Annotated in this window: 13 protein-coding genes and 1 riboswitch; of the genes, 4 read left to right on the top strand and 9 right to left on the bottom strand. The window is 75.0% G+C overall.

All coding sequences use genetic code 11. The features are described from left to right. Positions 1 to 97: 97 nt before the first annotated feature. The gene (locus tag Q2K19_RS14920; RefSeq protein WP_302771553.1) at positions 98 to 1,126 is read right to left on the bottom strand and encodes an ABC transporter substrate-binding protein; all 1,029 of its coding nucleotides are present in this window, start codon (positions 1,124 to 1,126) and stop codon (positions 98 to 100) included. A gap of 285 nt (positions 1,127 to 1,411) precedes the next feature. Between Q2K19_RS14920 and Q2K19_RS14915 the strand changes: the two genes are divergently transcribed. The 4 genes from Q2K19_RS14915 (at position 1,412) to Q2K19_RS14900 (ending at position 6,646) form a co-directional block, all read left to right on the top strand. Continuing rightward, positions 1,412 to 2,233 (top strand): ABC transporter ATP-binding protein, encoded by an 822-nt coding sequence (locus Q2K19_RS14915; RefSeq protein ID WP_302771551.1) that lies wholly within the window; start codon positions 1,412 to 1,414, stop codon positions 2,231 to 2,233. Between the two features lie 2 nt (positions 2,234 to 2,235). Beyond that, positions 2,236 to 3,186, top strand: coding sequence for an LLM class F420-dependent oxidoreductase (locus Q2K19_RS14910; RefSeq protein WP_302771549.1), 951 nt, complete (start codon positions 2,236 to 2,238; stop codon positions 3,184 to 3,186). Then, complete coding sequence (locus Q2K19_RS14905; RefSeq protein WP_302771548.1) at positions 3,183 to 3,491, top strand: cupin domain-containing protein; 309 nt, start codon at positions 3,183 to 3,185, stop codon at positions 3,489 to 3,491. Before Q2K19_RS14910 ends, Q2K19_RS14905 begins: the two co-directional genes overlap by 4 nt. Before the next feature lie 65 nt (positions 3,492 to 3,556). Next, on the top strand, positions 3,557 to 6,646 hold the full coding sequence (locus Q2K19_RS14900; RefSeq protein ID WP_302771547.1) for a hypothetical protein: 3,090 nt from the start codon (positions 3,557 to 3,559) through the stop codon (positions 6,644 to 6,646). Positions 6,647 to 6,687: 41 nt separating this feature from the next. Here the strand turns inward: Q2K19_RS14900 and thiC are convergent, their stop codons facing one another. From thiC to Q2K19_RS14860, 8 genes are all read right to left on the bottom strand, one after another. After that, a complete protein-coding gene (thiC, locus tag Q2K19_RS14895) occupies positions 6,688 to 8,280 on the bottom strand; it encodes a phosphomethylpyrimidine synthase ThiC (RefSeq protein WP_302771546.1) in 1,593 nt (530 codons plus the stop codon). A 17-nt stretch (positions 8,281 to 8,297) separates the two neighbouring features. Beyond that, positions 8,298 to 9,086, bottom strand: coding sequence for a bifunctional hydroxymethylpyrimidine kinase/phosphomethylpyrimidine kinase (gene thiD / locus Q2K19_RS14890; RefSeq protein WP_302771544.1), 789 nt, complete (start codon positions 9,084 to 9,086; stop codon positions 8,298 to 8,300). Next, entirely contained in the window at positions 9,083 to 9,751 is a 669-nt protein-coding gene (locus tag Q2K19_RS14885) for a thiamine phosphate synthase (RefSeq protein ID WP_302772499.1), read from the bottom strand. The genes thiD and Q2K19_RS14885 overlap by 4 nt, the downstream gene beginning before the upstream one ends. A gap of 38 nt (positions 9,752 to 9,789) precedes the next feature. Beyond that, positions 9,790 to 10,560: a thiazole synthase gene (locus Q2K19_RS14880; protein WP_446839657.1), complete on the bottom strand. Its 771-nt coding sequence runs from the start codon at positions 10,558 to 10,560 to the stop codon at positions 9,790 to 9,792. A gap of 5 nt (positions 10,561 to 10,565) precedes the next feature. Next, positions 10,566 to 10,766 (bottom strand): sulfur carrier protein ThiS, encoded by a 201-nt coding sequence (gene thiS, locus Q2K19_RS14875; protein ID WP_302771540.1) that lies wholly within the window; start codon positions 10,764 to 10,766, stop codon positions 10,566 to 10,568. After that, positions 10,757 to 11,893, bottom strand: coding sequence for a glycine oxidase ThiO (gene thiO / locus Q2K19_RS14870; RefSeq protein ID WP_302771538.1), 1,137 nt, complete (start codon positions 11,891 to 11,893; stop codon positions 10,757 to 10,759). The genes thiS and thiO overlap by 10 nt, the downstream gene beginning before the upstream one ends. Beyond that, on the bottom strand, positions 11,887 to 12,513 hold the full coding sequence (thiE, locus tag Q2K19_RS14865) for a thiamine phosphate synthase (protein WP_302771536.1): 627 nt from the start codon (positions 12,511 to 12,513) through the stop codon (positions 11,887 to 11,889). Before thiE ends, thiO begins: the two co-directional genes overlap by 7 nt. Continuing rightward, positions 12,508 to 12,619, bottom strand: a riboswitch (TPP riboswitch). It overlaps the preceding gene by 6 nt. A 224-nt stretch (positions 12,620 to 12,843) precedes the next feature. Then, the gene (locus Q2K19_RS14860; protein WP_302771535.1) at positions 12,844 to 13,806 is read right to left on the bottom strand and encodes an aldo/keto reductase; all 963 of its coding nucleotides are present in this window, start codon (positions 13,804 to 13,806) and stop codon (positions 12,844 to 12,846) included. Between the last annotated feature and the right edge of the window lie 103 nt (positions 13,807 to 13,909).

The raw sequence follows: 13,909 nt of genomic DNA, 5'->3' as shown, positions 1-13,909 counted from the left end.
TGTCCTCCTCTCTCGGCCGGTCGGACGACCGGCACGCGAAAGGGGTGCGCCCCACCGGAACCCCGGCGGGCCGCACCCCGTGGTCCGAGCCGGCCGGTCAGGCCTTCGGCGCGAGGTTGAAGTCGATGATCTGGTCGGGGGTCAGGTTCTGCTTGAGCGCGCCCGCGCCCTGAAGCAGCGCGATGCTCTTGGCGACCCGGCCGCTGTCCAGGGTGCCCAGCGCGGTGCCGGAGTTGTTGGACCGGACGTACGCGGCCATCAGCTGGAGCTCGGCGGCGGCCGCGGCGGGGTTGGCGGCGTCCACATTCTTCTTCAAGATCTGGCCCGCCTCCTCCGGGTGGGCCAGGGAGTACTCCAAGCCCTTGATCAGCGCCGCGGTGAAGCGCTTGACCATTTCCGGCTTCTCCTTGGCGATCTTCGTGGAGGTGATCAGCGCGTTGCCGTAGAGGTCCTGCATCACGTTGCTGTAGGGCAGCACCACCGGCTTCTTCTTGGTCACCGCCTCGACCGTCGGCTGGCCGACCACGAACTGGCCGATGCCGTCGACCGAGCCGGCGCCCAGCATGCCGATCAGTCCCGCTGCGTCGCCGTTGACCCAGGTCACCTTGCTGGCGTCGATGCCAGCCAGCTTGGCGTACGTCGGGAAGAGGTTGTACACGACGGAGAACTTGGTGTCGGCGAGCCTCTTGCCCTCCAGGTCCTTCGGCGTGGCGATGTTCTTGCCCTCGACCGAGACGATCGCGGCCATGGTGCGCTGCTGGATCGCCGCCACCGCGACGAAGTCCTTGGCCTGGCCGTTGCCCATCTGGAGGATGCCACCGGTCAGGTCGATCGGGCCGAAGTCGGCCTGGCCGCCGGTGACGAGCTTGATGACATCGCCCGTGCCCTGGCCCGGCTTGATGTCGACGTCGAAGCCGGCCTCCTTGAAGAAGCCCTTCTCCTTCGCCACCCAGGCGTACGAGTCCCGGCCGAAGTTGCCGAAGGAGGTGAGGTATGTCACCTTCTCCAGCGCCGCGCCACCCGCGGCCTTGTCCGCGGACTTGTCCGAGTCGCTGCTGCAACCGGAAACCAGGGCGAGGGCGGTGGCCAGCGCGGCGGCGGCGACCGTACGGGTCAGCCTTCTCATCAGTGCACCATGTCCTTTCCGACCAGGCCATGCTCGCCCGGACGGGTCGTGGGTCTGACGGGGTCGGCGGGAGGGGGCAGCCGACGGGACCGTCGTGAGGGGACTCTTCGCGCGCAACAGCGTACGAGAAGCTTCTTGCCGGCACGTCCGGCCCACCGTTGCGGTACGGAAACGAAGTTGCCTGACGGAAAGTGGTCGCTGTCCACCCCGGACGGTGCTATGAGGAGCCCGTCCGGCTACGCTGGCCCGGCTCGCGTTCGCGACGTGGAAGGGAGCCGGCGGGAGATGATCCGACTGTCCGGGGTGTCCCGCACCTTCGACGGCCGCTCGGGGCGGGTGGAGGCGCTGCGCGAGGTCGACCTCGACGTCGCCGAGGGCGAGTTCGTTGCCGTCCTCGGCCGGTCCGGCTGCGGCAAGTCGACCCTGCTCCGCATGATCGCCGGCCTGCTGCCGGTCAGCGCGGGCGAGATCACCGTCGGTGGGACGCCGATCACCAGACCCCGCCGGGACATCGCCATGCTGTTCCAGCGGCCGGCCCTGCTGCCCTGGCGCTCGGTGCTGGACAACGTCCTGCTCCCGGTGGAGATCTTCGGCTGGCGCCGGGCGAAGCACCGCGACCGGGCCCGGGAGCTGCTGGAGATGGCCGGGCTGGGCGGCTTCGAGAAGCGGCTGCCGCACGAACTCTCGGGCGGCATGCAGCAGCGGGTCTCGCTCTGCCGCTCGCTGATCGGCGAACCGCGGGTGATGCTCATGGACGAGCCCTTCTCCGCGCTCGACGCGCTCACCCGGGAGGAGCTCGCCGGTGAGCTCCAGCGGGTGCACATGGAGACCCGGGCGACCATCGTCTTCGTCACCCACTCGATCGACGAGGCGGTGCTGCTCGCCGACCGGGTCGTCGTGCTCAGCCCGCGCCCCGGCCGGATCCGCGAGGTCGTCGAGGTGAAGGTGCCCCGGCCGCGCACGCTCGGCCGGCACGCGCACCTGGCCGAGGTGGCCCGGATCAGCGCCGAACTGCACGAGCTGCTGATGGAGCGGGACGCGCCCGCGCCGGCCGAGTCGACCGACGGGACCGAGACGCCGGCCTCCGCCGGCACGGGAGGGCAGTGACCATGCGGGTGTCGGTGTTCACCGAACCGCACCGTGGAGCCAGCTACGACGACCAGCTCCGGTTCGCCCGGCGAGTCGAGGAGACCGGCTTCGAGGGCTTCTTCCGGGCCGACCACTACCGGTCGATGGGCGACGAGCCGGGGCTGCCCGGCCCCACCGACGCCTGGTTGACCCTCGCCGCGCTGGCCCGCGAGACCTCCCGGATCCGGCTCGGCACCCTGGTCACCTCGGCCACCTTCCGGCTGCCCGGGCCGCTGGCCGTGCTGGTGGCGCAGGTCGACCAGATGAGCGGCGGCCGGGTCGAACTGGGCATCGGCGCCGGCTGGTACGAGCGCGAGCACACCGCGTACGGCATCCCGTTCCCCGGCGTCGCCGAGCGGTTCGACCGGCTCGCCGAGCAGCTCGAGGTCGTCACCGGGCTGTGGCGCACCCCGCCCGGCGAGACGTACAGCTTCAAGGGCGAGCACTACCAGCTCCTCGACGCACCCGCGCTGCCCAAGCCGGTGCAGCGCCCCGGCCCGCCGGTGATCGTGGGCGGCCGGGGCCCGAAGCGCACCCCCGAGCTGGCCGCCCGGTACGCCGACGAGTTCAACATGCCGTTCAAGACCGTCGCCGAGACGGCCGCCGCCTACGAGCGGGTCCGCGAGGCGTGCGACCGGATCGGGCGTACCGCCTCGGGGCGGGCGCCGCTGGTCCTCTCCGCCGGCGTGGTGGTGGCCATCGGGCGCACCGACGCGGAGGCGCGGCTGCGGGCCGCGCCACTGCACGTGAAGAGCGCCCTGCCGCCGGAGGACCCGGTGGTCGGCTCCCCCGCGCAGCTCGTTGACCGGCTGGGCGAGTTCGCCGCGGTCGGCGCCACCCGGGCGCACCTGCGCCTGATCGACTTTGCCGACCTCGACCACCTGGAGCTCATCGCCGCCGAGGTGCTCCCCCAACTGAACGGAACGCGATGACCGGCAGCGCCACCGATCTCGAACTCGGCCCGGTGGGCCAGGAGATCGTCTACGAGAACGACCGGGTGCGCGTCTGGCACATCCGACTGGAGCCGGGCGAGCGGCAGCCGCTGCACCGGCACGACCACCCCTACCTCGTGGTGGCGATCCAGGGCGCGAAGAACGTGGTGCAGACCATCGACGGCACGAAGATCGACGCGGATGAACCGACCGGCGGGGTGGTCTACCGCGACCCCGGCGCCGTGCACATGCTGACCAACGTCGGGGACACCACCTACCTGGCCCGCCTGGTCGAGCTGAAGTAACCACGCCGACACCAACCTCGGCGAGTAAGTAGCGGCCGACCCCACCGGGCCGTAACGTGCCCGACATGGCCTTTCGGACGTGGGGCAGGCTGCCGCTCACCGCGCTTGGAGTGAGCATGCTGGCCGGGGCCGGCCAGCTCGGCATCGCGTACGGGTTCGGCGTCGTACGCCTCGACGGTGCGTTCGCCGACGGTTCGGTCAACCGGTGGCCCGCCCAGCTCGCCTGGGTGGGCTGGTTCGCGGCGATCGCGGCGGTGGCCGGTGCCGTCGTGACGGAACGCCTCGCCCGCCGGGACGGGTCGCCGGGCGGCATCAGCGAACAGCTCGCCGTCGCCGGCGTCGCCGCGCTCGGCGCGACCGTGGTCGCCCCGCTCTGCATGCAGCCGGCCCGTACCGCCGAGCTCGGCGGGACCGTCGACCCGGTCTGGGCGGTCGGCATCTGCGCGATGCTCGGCGCGCTGGTCGGGGCGGGCGCCGCCATGGTCGTCCTGCTCAGACCGCCGTTCGGGTGGAACATCGCGCTCACCGCCGCAGTCATCTGGCTGCTCGCGCTGGTCTCCGTCGCGCCGACGGTGGCCTCGACCGGGCCGCTGCGCACCGTACGCCTCGGCGTCCTCGAACCGTCCTGGCTGGACCCGGCGGCGGCGCAGCGGCTGGCGATGCTGGTCCTGCCCACGATCGCCCTGCTCGCCGGCGCGGCGACCGGCGCGCTGGCCCGCCGGCGGGGTCACCTTGCGCCGATCGGTGGGGCGGCCGGGCTGGCCGGACCGGTGCTGCTGGCCTTCGCGTACCTGACCGCCGGGCCCGGCGACGCCAGCGACCGCTACCAGCTCGCCCCCTACTACGGGGCGCTGATCGCGGTCGCCGCCGGCGCGCTCGGCTCGACCGCCGCCACGGTGCTGCGCCGGCCGACGCCGGCCCCCGACACCGACGCGATCGAGCCCACCGACATCCTCCAGCCCCTGCCGGCCTCGCCCGCCACTCCGGTCGCGGCGGCCGCGACCGGGTCGAACCTCGCCGCGCCGGCAGCCGACGGCACGGCGGACCAGCCGGGCCGGATCGCCCCGATGTCGGAGTCTCCGGGCGCCGGCTCGCTCGCCCCCGCCCACTGGGACTGGCCGGCCGCGTCCGGCCTCACACCCGCACCGGTCCGGTCCGGCCGGACGGTGCCCCGGCACTCCGCTCCCGACGATCGCGGTGCCCCGGTGGCGCCGGCCACGCCCGACGAGGGGATCCCCCCGGTGGCGCCGGCCACGCCCGACGACCGGGTCCCCCCGGCAGGGGCGGCCGCCGGGACGACCGAGCACGAGCCGGTCCGCCCGGTGAGACCGACCGCCGCGACGGCCGCCCCGGACGACCCGATCCCGACCGCCGAGACGGCCACTCCCGACGTGGCTGTCGCCGAGCCGGCGGCGAGCATCGCGGAGATCGACGGCCGCGCGGAGCGCGGCACCCGCGACGCCGACGAGCTGACCCGGAACCTGCCCGCTCCGATGCTGCCCCCGGGCCGGCGGACCTCCGCCATCGACGTGCTCGCCGCCGGTCGACCGGCCGCCGAGCCGAAGCCGCCGGCCCCCGCCGCGACGCCCGCCGACGCCACGCCGTCGAGGCGACGGGAGCGGATCTCGGAGCCGGCTCGGAAGGCAGCCGGCGTGGCTTCGGCGACGCCGGGCGAGGAGTCGCCGGCCGCGCCTGCGGAATCGGCCCCGCCGGTTGCCGGACGGTCGGCCCGGCCCGCCGAGCCGGCCCCGGCGTCGTCGCGGGCGGAGCAGCGCGGCGGTGAACCGTCCAAAGGCGACCGTCCGGACCGGAAGGCCGCGGTCACCCGCGGCATGGCGGCGAGCGGCCCGGCGACCGCTGGCGCGTCCGCCACACCGGCACCGGCACCGGCCGCCGGCGACCGGCCGTCCGACTCCGCAACGCCGCAGCCCGGCGACGCGGAGCCGGGCACCGCGCCCACACCGCGCGGCGGACGCCGCTCCCGCCGGGGCACCTCCGGCGCGAAGGGCGCCGCTGGGCTGATCCCCACCACCCCGGCGACCAGCCGACCCGAACGGGCCGGCGCCGCCACAGCCCCGGACCGGACCGACGCTTCCGCAACAACACAGCAGGAGCGAACAGGCGTTCCCGCGTCGGCCCGGCAGGAGCGCACCGACCGGCCGGACGGCATCGACGCGCCCACGCCGGCGGACCAGTCGACGCCGGCACAGACCGAGGTCCTCCCGCCGGCCCGTCCCGACCAGGCCGAGGCTCCGGCGGAGCACCCGGTCGGCCAGCCGGAGGACGGGACGCCGGCCGCGCCGCGCGGGCGGTCCAAGCGCGGGCGCAAGAGCCCCGCCGCCGCCCCGGCTCCCACCACCGAGCCGGTCGGGACGACTCCCGCCGAGCCGGCCGCCGAGGTCGACGTGCCGGCGCGGGCGCAGGTCACCCCCGTGCCCCGCGATCCGGCCGCCGCCGAACCCGCCGGGGTGGCGAAGGCGGGGACTCCCGGGTCGCCCGCGCCGGACACCTCGACCGACGGGAGGAGCAGGAGCTACCTCTTCGCCGACGAGCCGGCCGGACCCGGCCCGCTCGACCCCCCGGCGTCGCCCCGCCCGCGCGTCCCGATGTTCGAGGACGTGACGGACCGGCCGGACGACGACCGGCCCGCTCGGCCGGCCGCGGCCGCGCCGAACTGGCCGGTCACCCCGCGGGCCACCGCCGCCCCTGGCGAGGCCGGCCCGAGCGGCGGGCCGGAGAGCAGCGTGGCCCCGGCGGACGAGGCCGAGACGCCACCCGCCCCGCGTCCGCGTCACCGGGCGCTGCCGGATCTGGCGCGGCCGAACTGGGATGCCTTCCCCAACGCCCGACCCGCCACCCCGGTCGGGCCCGACGCGTCGCCGGCCGGCGGCCGGCATGCCGGCCCGGTCGATCCCGCCGCGACGGCCGCCGACCCCGCCGAGGAGGCCGACGAGCCCGGCGGTGGAAAGTCGAAGCAGCGACGCGGCCTGTTCCGGCGCAACCGGGCCAAGGGCGGCGACGTGCCGGAGCCGGATCGCGAGTCGGGGCAGCTCGCGCAGGACGAGGAGTACGTCGACTGGGTCGCCGGCCTCGCCTCGGACGACGACGCCGGGGACATCCGTGCGCTGCGCACCGGTCGCCACCACCGCGACTGACCGGTGGCCGGGCCCTGGTCCGGCCCGGCCACCGCACCCGCTCAGGCCAGCGGCAGGTAGACCCGCGCCCCGCCCGAGACGAACTCCGCGGACTTGTCCTTCATCCCGCGCGCCGCGTAGTCCTTCAGCTCCTGGGTGATCTTCATGGAGCAGAACTTGGGCCCGCACATCGAGCAGAAGTGGGCGGTCTTCGCCGGCACCGCCGGCAACGTCGCGTCGTGGTAGGACCGCGCGGTCTCCGGGTCCAGCGAGAGGTTGAACTGGTCCTCCCAGCGGAACTCGAACCGGGCCCTGGAGAGCGCGTCGTCCCAGGCCTGCGCCCCCGGATGCCCCTTGGCCAGGTCGGCCGCGTGCGCCGCGATCTTGTACGCGATGACGCCCGCCTTCACGTCGTCCCGATCCGGCAGGCCGAGGTGTTCCTTCGGGGTGACGTAGCAGAGCATCGCGGTGCCGAACATGCCGATCATCGCGGCGCCGATCGCCGAGGTGATGTGGTCGTACGCGGGCGCGATGTCGGTGGTCAGCGGGCCGAGCGTGTAGAACGGGGCCTCGTGGCACCACTCCTGCTGGCGGTCCACGTTCTCCTTGATCTTGTGCATCGGCACGTGACCCGGGCCCTCGATCATCACCTGGACGTCGTGCTCCCAGGCCACCTTCGTCAGCTCGCCGAGGGTACGCAGCTCGGCGAACTGCGCCGCGTCGTTGGCGTCCGCGATGGAACCCGGGCGCAGCCCGTCGCCGAGCGAGAAGGTGACGTCGTACCGGGCCAGCAACGCGCACAGCTCGGCGAAGTGGGTGTAGAGGAAGTTCTCCTCGTGGTGCGCCAGGCACCAGGCCGCCATGATCGAACCGCCGCGGGACACGATGCCGGTCACCCGGTCCACCGCCAGCGGCACGTACGGCAGCAGCACCCCGGCGTGCACCGTCATGTAGTCCACGCCCTGCTCGGCCTGCTCGACGACCGTCTCCCGGAAGACCTCCCAGCTCAGCTTCACCGGGTCGCCGCCGACCTTCTCCAGCGCCTGGTAGATCGGCACCGTGCCGATCGGCACCGGCGAGTTCCGCACGATCGCCTCGCGCGTCTCGTGGATCCGCTTGCCGGTGGAGAGGTCCATCACGGTGTCCGCGCCCCACCGGGTGGCCCAGGTCAGCTTCTCCACCTCCTCGGCGATCGACGAGGTGACCGCCGACGTGCCGATGTTGGCGTTCACCTTCACCAGGAACGCCCTGCCGATGATCGCCGGCTCGCACTCCGGGTGGTTGACGTTGAGCGGCAGCACCGCCCGCCCGGCCGCGATCTCGTCCCGCACGAACTCCGGCGCGACCCCCTCGCGGATCGCCACGAACTCCATCTCCGGGGTGACCACGCCCGCCCGGGCGTACGCGAGCTGCGTCGGGCGCTTCCCGGCCACGCCCGCCAGCGGCGTACCGGCGCCCCGCACCGGGGCCACGTCGCCGCGGGACGCGATCCACGGGCCACGCAGCGGCGGCAGCCCCACCCCCGGGTCCGAGCCGGGACCGGAGGTGTCGTAGCGGCGCACCGGCGGGTTGTCCCCGGTCAGCTCCACCTCGGCGAACGGCACCCGGACGTCCGGCCGCGACCCCTCCACGTAGACCTTGCGTCGTGCCTGCATGACAGCCTCCCTGATGGTCAACAGGACCAGCCGAAGTGGTCCAGCGGGCCGCGTCCCGCGCCCAGGTCCCAGTCCCGCGCGCCGGTCAGCGCGCGGGTCACGTACTCCTTGGCGGCGGCCACCGCGACCGGCACCGGGTCGCCCGCCGCCAGCCCGACGGCGATCGCCGCCGAGAACGAGCAGCCCGTGCCGTGGGAGTGCCGGGTGGCCACCCGGGGCGCCCGCAGCAGCGTGGTCGTCCCGCCGCCGGCCAGCACGTCCACCGACTCGCCGTGGGCGTCCACGTCGCCGCCGGTCACCACCACGTGCGCCGGACCGCCGGCCGCCAGCGCCTCGGCCGCCGTGACCATCTCCGCCACCGTGGTCACCGGGCGTCCGGTGAGGGCCGCGGCCTCCGCGCAGTTCGGCGTCGCCACCTCGGCGTACGGGAGCAGCCGCTCGACCGCCTCCACGACGCCGAGCCGGTGTCCACTGGTGGCGACCAGCACCGGGTCGACGACCAGCCGGGGCAGCCGGCCCGCCCGGGCCGCCTCGGCCACCGCCTCGGCAACCGCCGGAGTGCCGAGCATGCCGGTCTTCACCGCGCGTACCGAGAAGTCGCCGAGCACGCTGTCGAGCTGGTCGCGGACGGTCTGCGGGGGCAACGGCAGGACGGCGTCGACGCCCCGGGTGTTCTGCGCGGTGACGGCGGTGAGGACGCTGGTGCCGTACGCGCCGAGGGCGGCGAAGACCTTGAGGTCGGCCTGGATGCCGGCGCCGGCGCCGGAGTCGGAGCCGGCGATGGTGAGGATGGTTTTCGGCGTCACTCTTTCCCCCTGGTTGCGGTGGGGGGCTGCGGCACCGGGGTGACCACCTTCTGAAAGCTCCCGGTCAGCGTGGTTGCTGTTTCGGTGGGGTCTTCGGCTCGCATGAGCGCGCCGAGCACGGCCACTCCGGTGGCGCCTGCCTCGACGCACGCCCTGACCTGGTCTGGGGTTTCGATGCCGCCGAGTGCCAGGGCCGGGACCGGGCTGACCTTGATCAGCTCGGCGAGCCCGGTCGGCTGGAGGGGTGGGCCGTAGCCGGGCTTGGTTCTGGTGGGGAAGACCGGCGAGAGGGTGGCGTAGTCCTCTGTGCTGAGTCGGGCGAGTTCCGCCGGGTCGTGGCAGGAGCGGCCGACCAGTCCGAGCCGCGGTGGCGGGTACGGGCCGGCGGCGGGCAGGTGCACGGCGTCTCCGTCGAGCGGGTCCGGGCCGGCGACGATCAGGGTGCCGCCGACGTCCGCGAGCACCGCGCGCAGCTCGACGGCGAGGGCGAGACGCTCGGGGCGCGGCAGGTCCTTCTCGCGCAGCACCACGAACCGGACTCCCCCGGCCCCCGCTCCCGCGACCACCTCCAGAAGTGGCCTGCGCGCCACCCGCCGATCCGCCAACAGCACGACGCCGGTCGGTGCCGTACCCCCCGAGACCTTGGCAGTTCCCGGCCACTCCAGGGGCCCGATCCTTCCAAGATCCACATCGGGAGGCGCGATCACAGCTCGGGCCGGCCGTCGTCGGGGGTGGACGCCAGGGCGTGGAAGCGGCGGGCGATCCGGCCCGCGCCGTACGCGAGCCGCCCGGCCTCCACCGCGTACCGCATCGCGGTGGCCATCGCCACCGGGTCGGCGGCCCGGGTGACCGCGCTGGCCAGCAGCACCGCGTCGCAGCCGAGCTCCATGGCGAGGGCCGCGTCCGAGGCGGTGCCGATGCCGGCGTCGAGGATCACCGGCACGTCCACGCTCTGCCGGATCAGCCGGATGTGGTGCGGGTTGCCGACGCCCAGCCCGGAGCCGATCGGGGCGCCGGCCGGCATCACCGCCGCGCAGCCCAGATCGGCCAGCCGCCGGGCCAGGACCGGATCGTCCGAGGTGTACGGCAGGACGGTGAACCCGTCGGCCACCAGTTCCTCGGCCGCGCGCAGCAGCTCCACCCCGTCGGGCAGCAGCGTGCGCTCGTCCCCGATCACCTCCAGCTTCACCCAGTCGGTGTCGAACGCCTCCCGGGCCAGCCGGGCCACCTTCACCGCCTCCGGCGCGGTGTAGCAGCCGGCGGTGTTCGGCAGCAGCCGTACGTCGCAGCGGTCGAGCAGGCCCAGCAGGCCGCCGGTGCTGCCCGGCGCGGTGTCCACCCGGCGCAGCGCGACGGTGACCAGCTCGGTGCCTGCGGCGCGGATCGCCTGCTCCAGCAGGTGCAGGTTGGCCGCGCCGCCGGTGCCGAGGATGAGCCGGGAGCCGAAGGTGACCCCGTCGATCTCGAGGGACACCGCGCTCACCCGCCCTGCGCGGCGCTGAGCACCTCGACCCGGTCGCCGTCCCGCAGCACGGTCGCCGACCAGCCGCCACGCGGCACCACCTCGCCGTTGACCGCGACGGCGAGGCCGCGCCGCTGGTCGGTGAGCGCGCGGACCACGTCCGCCACGGTCGCTCCACCGGGCACGCTCCGCCCGGCGCCGTTGACGATCAGTTCCACGTGCGCTCCTTCCCGGCCACGAACCGGTCGGCGGTGAAGGGGGCGAGCAGCGGGTCCGGCTCGCCGGTGACGATCAGCCCGGTGACCAGGTCGGCGGTGACCGGGGTGAGCACGATGCCGTGCCGGTGGTGCCCGGTGGCGACGAGCACGCCGGGCCGCCCGCGCAGCGGCCCGATGATCGGCGCGTTGTCCGGCGTACCGGGGCGCAGCCCGGCGGCCGCCTCGACCAGGTCGTACTCGGCCAGCTCGGGGACCAGGTCCACGGCGGCGCGAAGCAGCCGGAGCACCGCGCCGACGGTCACCTCCGGGTCGGCGCGCTCCTCGACGGTCGCCCCGACCACCACCTCGCCGCTGTCCCGGGGCACCAGATAGACCGACTCGCCGTCGGCGTACCCGCGGATCACGTGGCGGAAGCCCGGCGCGCCGCGACCGGGCGCGCGGAGCCGGAGCACCTGCCCCTTCACCGGCCGGACCGGCAGGCCGGTGAGCGCCGCCGCGCCGCAGCCCGCCGCCACCACGGTCACCCGGGCGTCCACCTCGGACAGCGCGCCGACCGGCGCCGGCCGCAGCACCGCGCCGGCCCGCTCGGCCGCCGCGCGCAGCGCGGCGACCAGCCGGCGCGGGTCGACCTGGTGGTCGCCGGGGGCGATCGCACCGCCCCGCACCCGCGGGGCCAGCGCCGGTTCGCGGTCCCGCAACGCCGAGGGCCGCAGCGGCGTGATCGGCAACCCCAACCCCTGCTGGTACGACCAGAGCCGGCGCGCCTCGGCCAGATCGTCGGCGGTCAACCCGACCATCAGGGTGCCGTCGGTGCAATAGCCGAAGTCGGTGCCGGCGGCCGCGGCCAGCTCGGCGGCGAAGCCCGGCCAGCGGGCGGCGGACTCGGCGAGCAGCGCGGTCAGCTCGTGCTCCCCGAAGTACGCCTCGGCGACCGGCGACAGCATCCCCGCCGCCATGTGCGAGGCGCCCGAACCGGGCGCCGGGTCGTGCACCACCACCCGCAGTCCCCGGGACGCGCACCGCCACGCGATCGCCAGCCCCACCGGCCCCGCCCCCACCACGGCGACGTCCGGCAGGAAAGGTCCCCGGTCAACGCCTCCGGTGGCGGAGGGCTCCCCGGTCAACACGTCAGCGCTCCGAGCAGCTCGGCGGTGGCCCGGCCCGGGTCGGCGGCCCCGGAGAGGGCCCCCACCACCGCCACCCCGTACGCCCCGGCGGCCCGCAGCGCCGGCACCGCAGCGGCGGTCACCCCGCCGATGGCGATCACCGGCACGTGGGCCGCCCCGGCGACGGCGCGCACCCCGGCGGGGCCGATCGGGTCGGGCAGGCCGGACTTGGTGGTGGTCGGGTGGCACGGTCCCACGCCCAGGTAGCTGGCCCCGGCGGCGACCGCGGCGGCGGCGCCGCCCGGCTCCCGCGCGGTCGCGCCGAGCACCGCGGTGGCGCCGAGCACCCGGCGGGCGGCCGGCACCGGCAGGTCGTCCGCGCCCACGTGGCCCCCGTCGGCGCCCACCGCCAGCGCCACGTGCAGCCGGTCGTTGACCAGGCACGCCGCCCCGTACGGCCGGCACAGGGCGAGGACCCGGCCGGCCAGCTCGTACGCCTCACGGTCGGTGGCGTCGTCCGCCACCCGGACCTGGACGACCAGCTCGGCGCGGGCCACCGGCAGGGCGGCGCGCAGCACGCCGAGGGGGTCCCGCCCGGGCCGGGTGTCGGTGATCAGATGCAGTCGTCCCAGGGACGGCACGGCAACACTCCTCCCTGCGCCGGCATTACCCGGATCAGGTTCGACGGTCGGGGGCTTCCAGCCCCCCTCTCAGCCCGGTACACACCGGGCTCCCGTGGGTCACTTGCGCGCCTACCGTACGACGTTCCCCCGGATCCGCCAAGGGCCGGTGACACTTTTTCCCACCCACCGTCCGGAACGGACGACAGGGACAGCGCGTGACCGTCCACTCACGCCATGCTCTCCGGATGCCCTCGACCGCTCGTACGCAACCGTGCCTCGGCGGCCGCCACTGGCGCCGGACAGCACGCTGCCCCGGCGCCGTCGGCACCGGGGCAGCGGAAAGCCCGGTCAGAGGAGGGCGTCGAGCGCGTCGAGGTCCTCGTCGGTGGGCTGCCAGGTGCCGGCCTCGGCGTTGGCGCGTACCTGCTCGGGGGTGGTGGCGCCGGCGATCACCGAGGTCACCGCCGGGCGGGCGGCCAGCCCGCCGATGGCCACCTGGAGCATGCTGACCCCGCGCTCAGCCGCGTACGCCTCGATCGCCTCGATGGTGTCCCAGTCGGCCGCGGCGAGCCGCGCGGCGTACCGGCCGCCGCCTGCGAGCCGGCTGCCGGCGGGCGGCGCCTCGCTCCGCTTGTACTTGCCGGTGAGCAGGCCGTTCGCCAGCGGGAAGAACGGCAGCATGCCCAGGCCGAACCGCTCGCAGGCGGGGATCACCTCCGCCTCCACGCTCCGCTCCAGCAGCGAGTAGTGGTTCTGCGCGGAGATGAACCGGGTGCGGCCCTGGGAGGACGCGGTCCAGTCGGCGTCGGCGATCTGCCAGCCGGCGAAGTTCGAGTTGCCCAGGTAGCGGACCTTGCCGGCGCGGACCAGGTCGTCCAGGGCGGCGAGGGTCTCGTCGACCGGGGTGGCGGGGTCGGGCTCGTGCATCTGGTACAGGTCGATGTGGTCGGTGCCGAGCCGGCGCAGCGACGCCTCGACCGCGCGGACGATGTAGCGCCGGGCGCCCCGGGCGCCGTGGTCCGGCCCGTTCAGGCCGTGCATGTCCATGCCGAACTTGGTGGCGACCACCACGTCGTCGCGGCGGCCCTTGAGCGCCTGGCCGAGCAGCTCCTCGGAGCCGCCCTGCGGCTCCCCGTAGATGTCGGCGGTGTCGAAGAAGTTGATTCCGGCGTCGAGCGCGGCGTCGACCACCGCGCGCGTGCCGTCGAAGTCGAGCTTGCGGCCGAAGTTGTTGCAGCCGATGCCGACCACGGACACCACGAGCCCGGAGTCGCCCAGTCGACGGTAGGTCATCTCAGTCACGAGAGCCACCCTATGCCGACCGCCGGACGGCCACCCACCGAGTCGCCGCTCAGCCCAGCGCCTCGGCGACCAGGGCCCGCGCGGCCGCGCGGGTCACCGCCAGCCCCCCCGC

This window comes from Micromonospora sp. NBRC 110009, assembly GCF_030518795.1.
Classification (GTDB): domain Bacteria; phylum Actinomycetota; class Actinomycetes; order Mycobacteriales; family Micromonosporaceae; genus Micromonospora.
The sequence above is the reverse complement of the archived record's forward strand: the minus strand, read 5'-3'. Positions and strand labels throughout refer to the sequence as shown.

Coding starts and splice junctions, on each gene's coding strand:
- Q2K19_RS14910 (WP_302771549.1), top strand. CDS start 2,236: ATGCGGGTGTCGGTGTTCACCGAACCGCACCGTGGAGCCAGCTACGAC.
- Q2K19_RS14905 (WP_302771548.1), top strand. CDS start 3,183: ATGACCGGCAGCGCCACCGATCTCGAACTCGGCCCGGTGGGCCAGGAG.
- Q2K19_RS14920 (WP_302771553.1), bottom strand. CDS start 1,126: ATGAGAAGGCTGACCCGTACGGTCGCCGCCGCCGCGCTGGCCACCGCC.
- Q2K19_RS14900 (WP_302771547.1), top strand. CDS start 3,557: ATGGCCTTTCGGACGTGGGGCAGGCTGCCGCTCACCGCGCTTGGAGTG.
- Q2K19_RS14915 (WP_302771551.1), top strand. CDS start 1,412: ATGATCCGACTGTCCGGGGTGTCCCGCACCTTCGACGGCCGCTCGGGG.
- thiC (WP_302771546.1), bottom strand. CDS start 8,280: ATGCAGGCACGACGCAAGGTCTACGTGGAGGGGTCGCGGCCGGACGTC.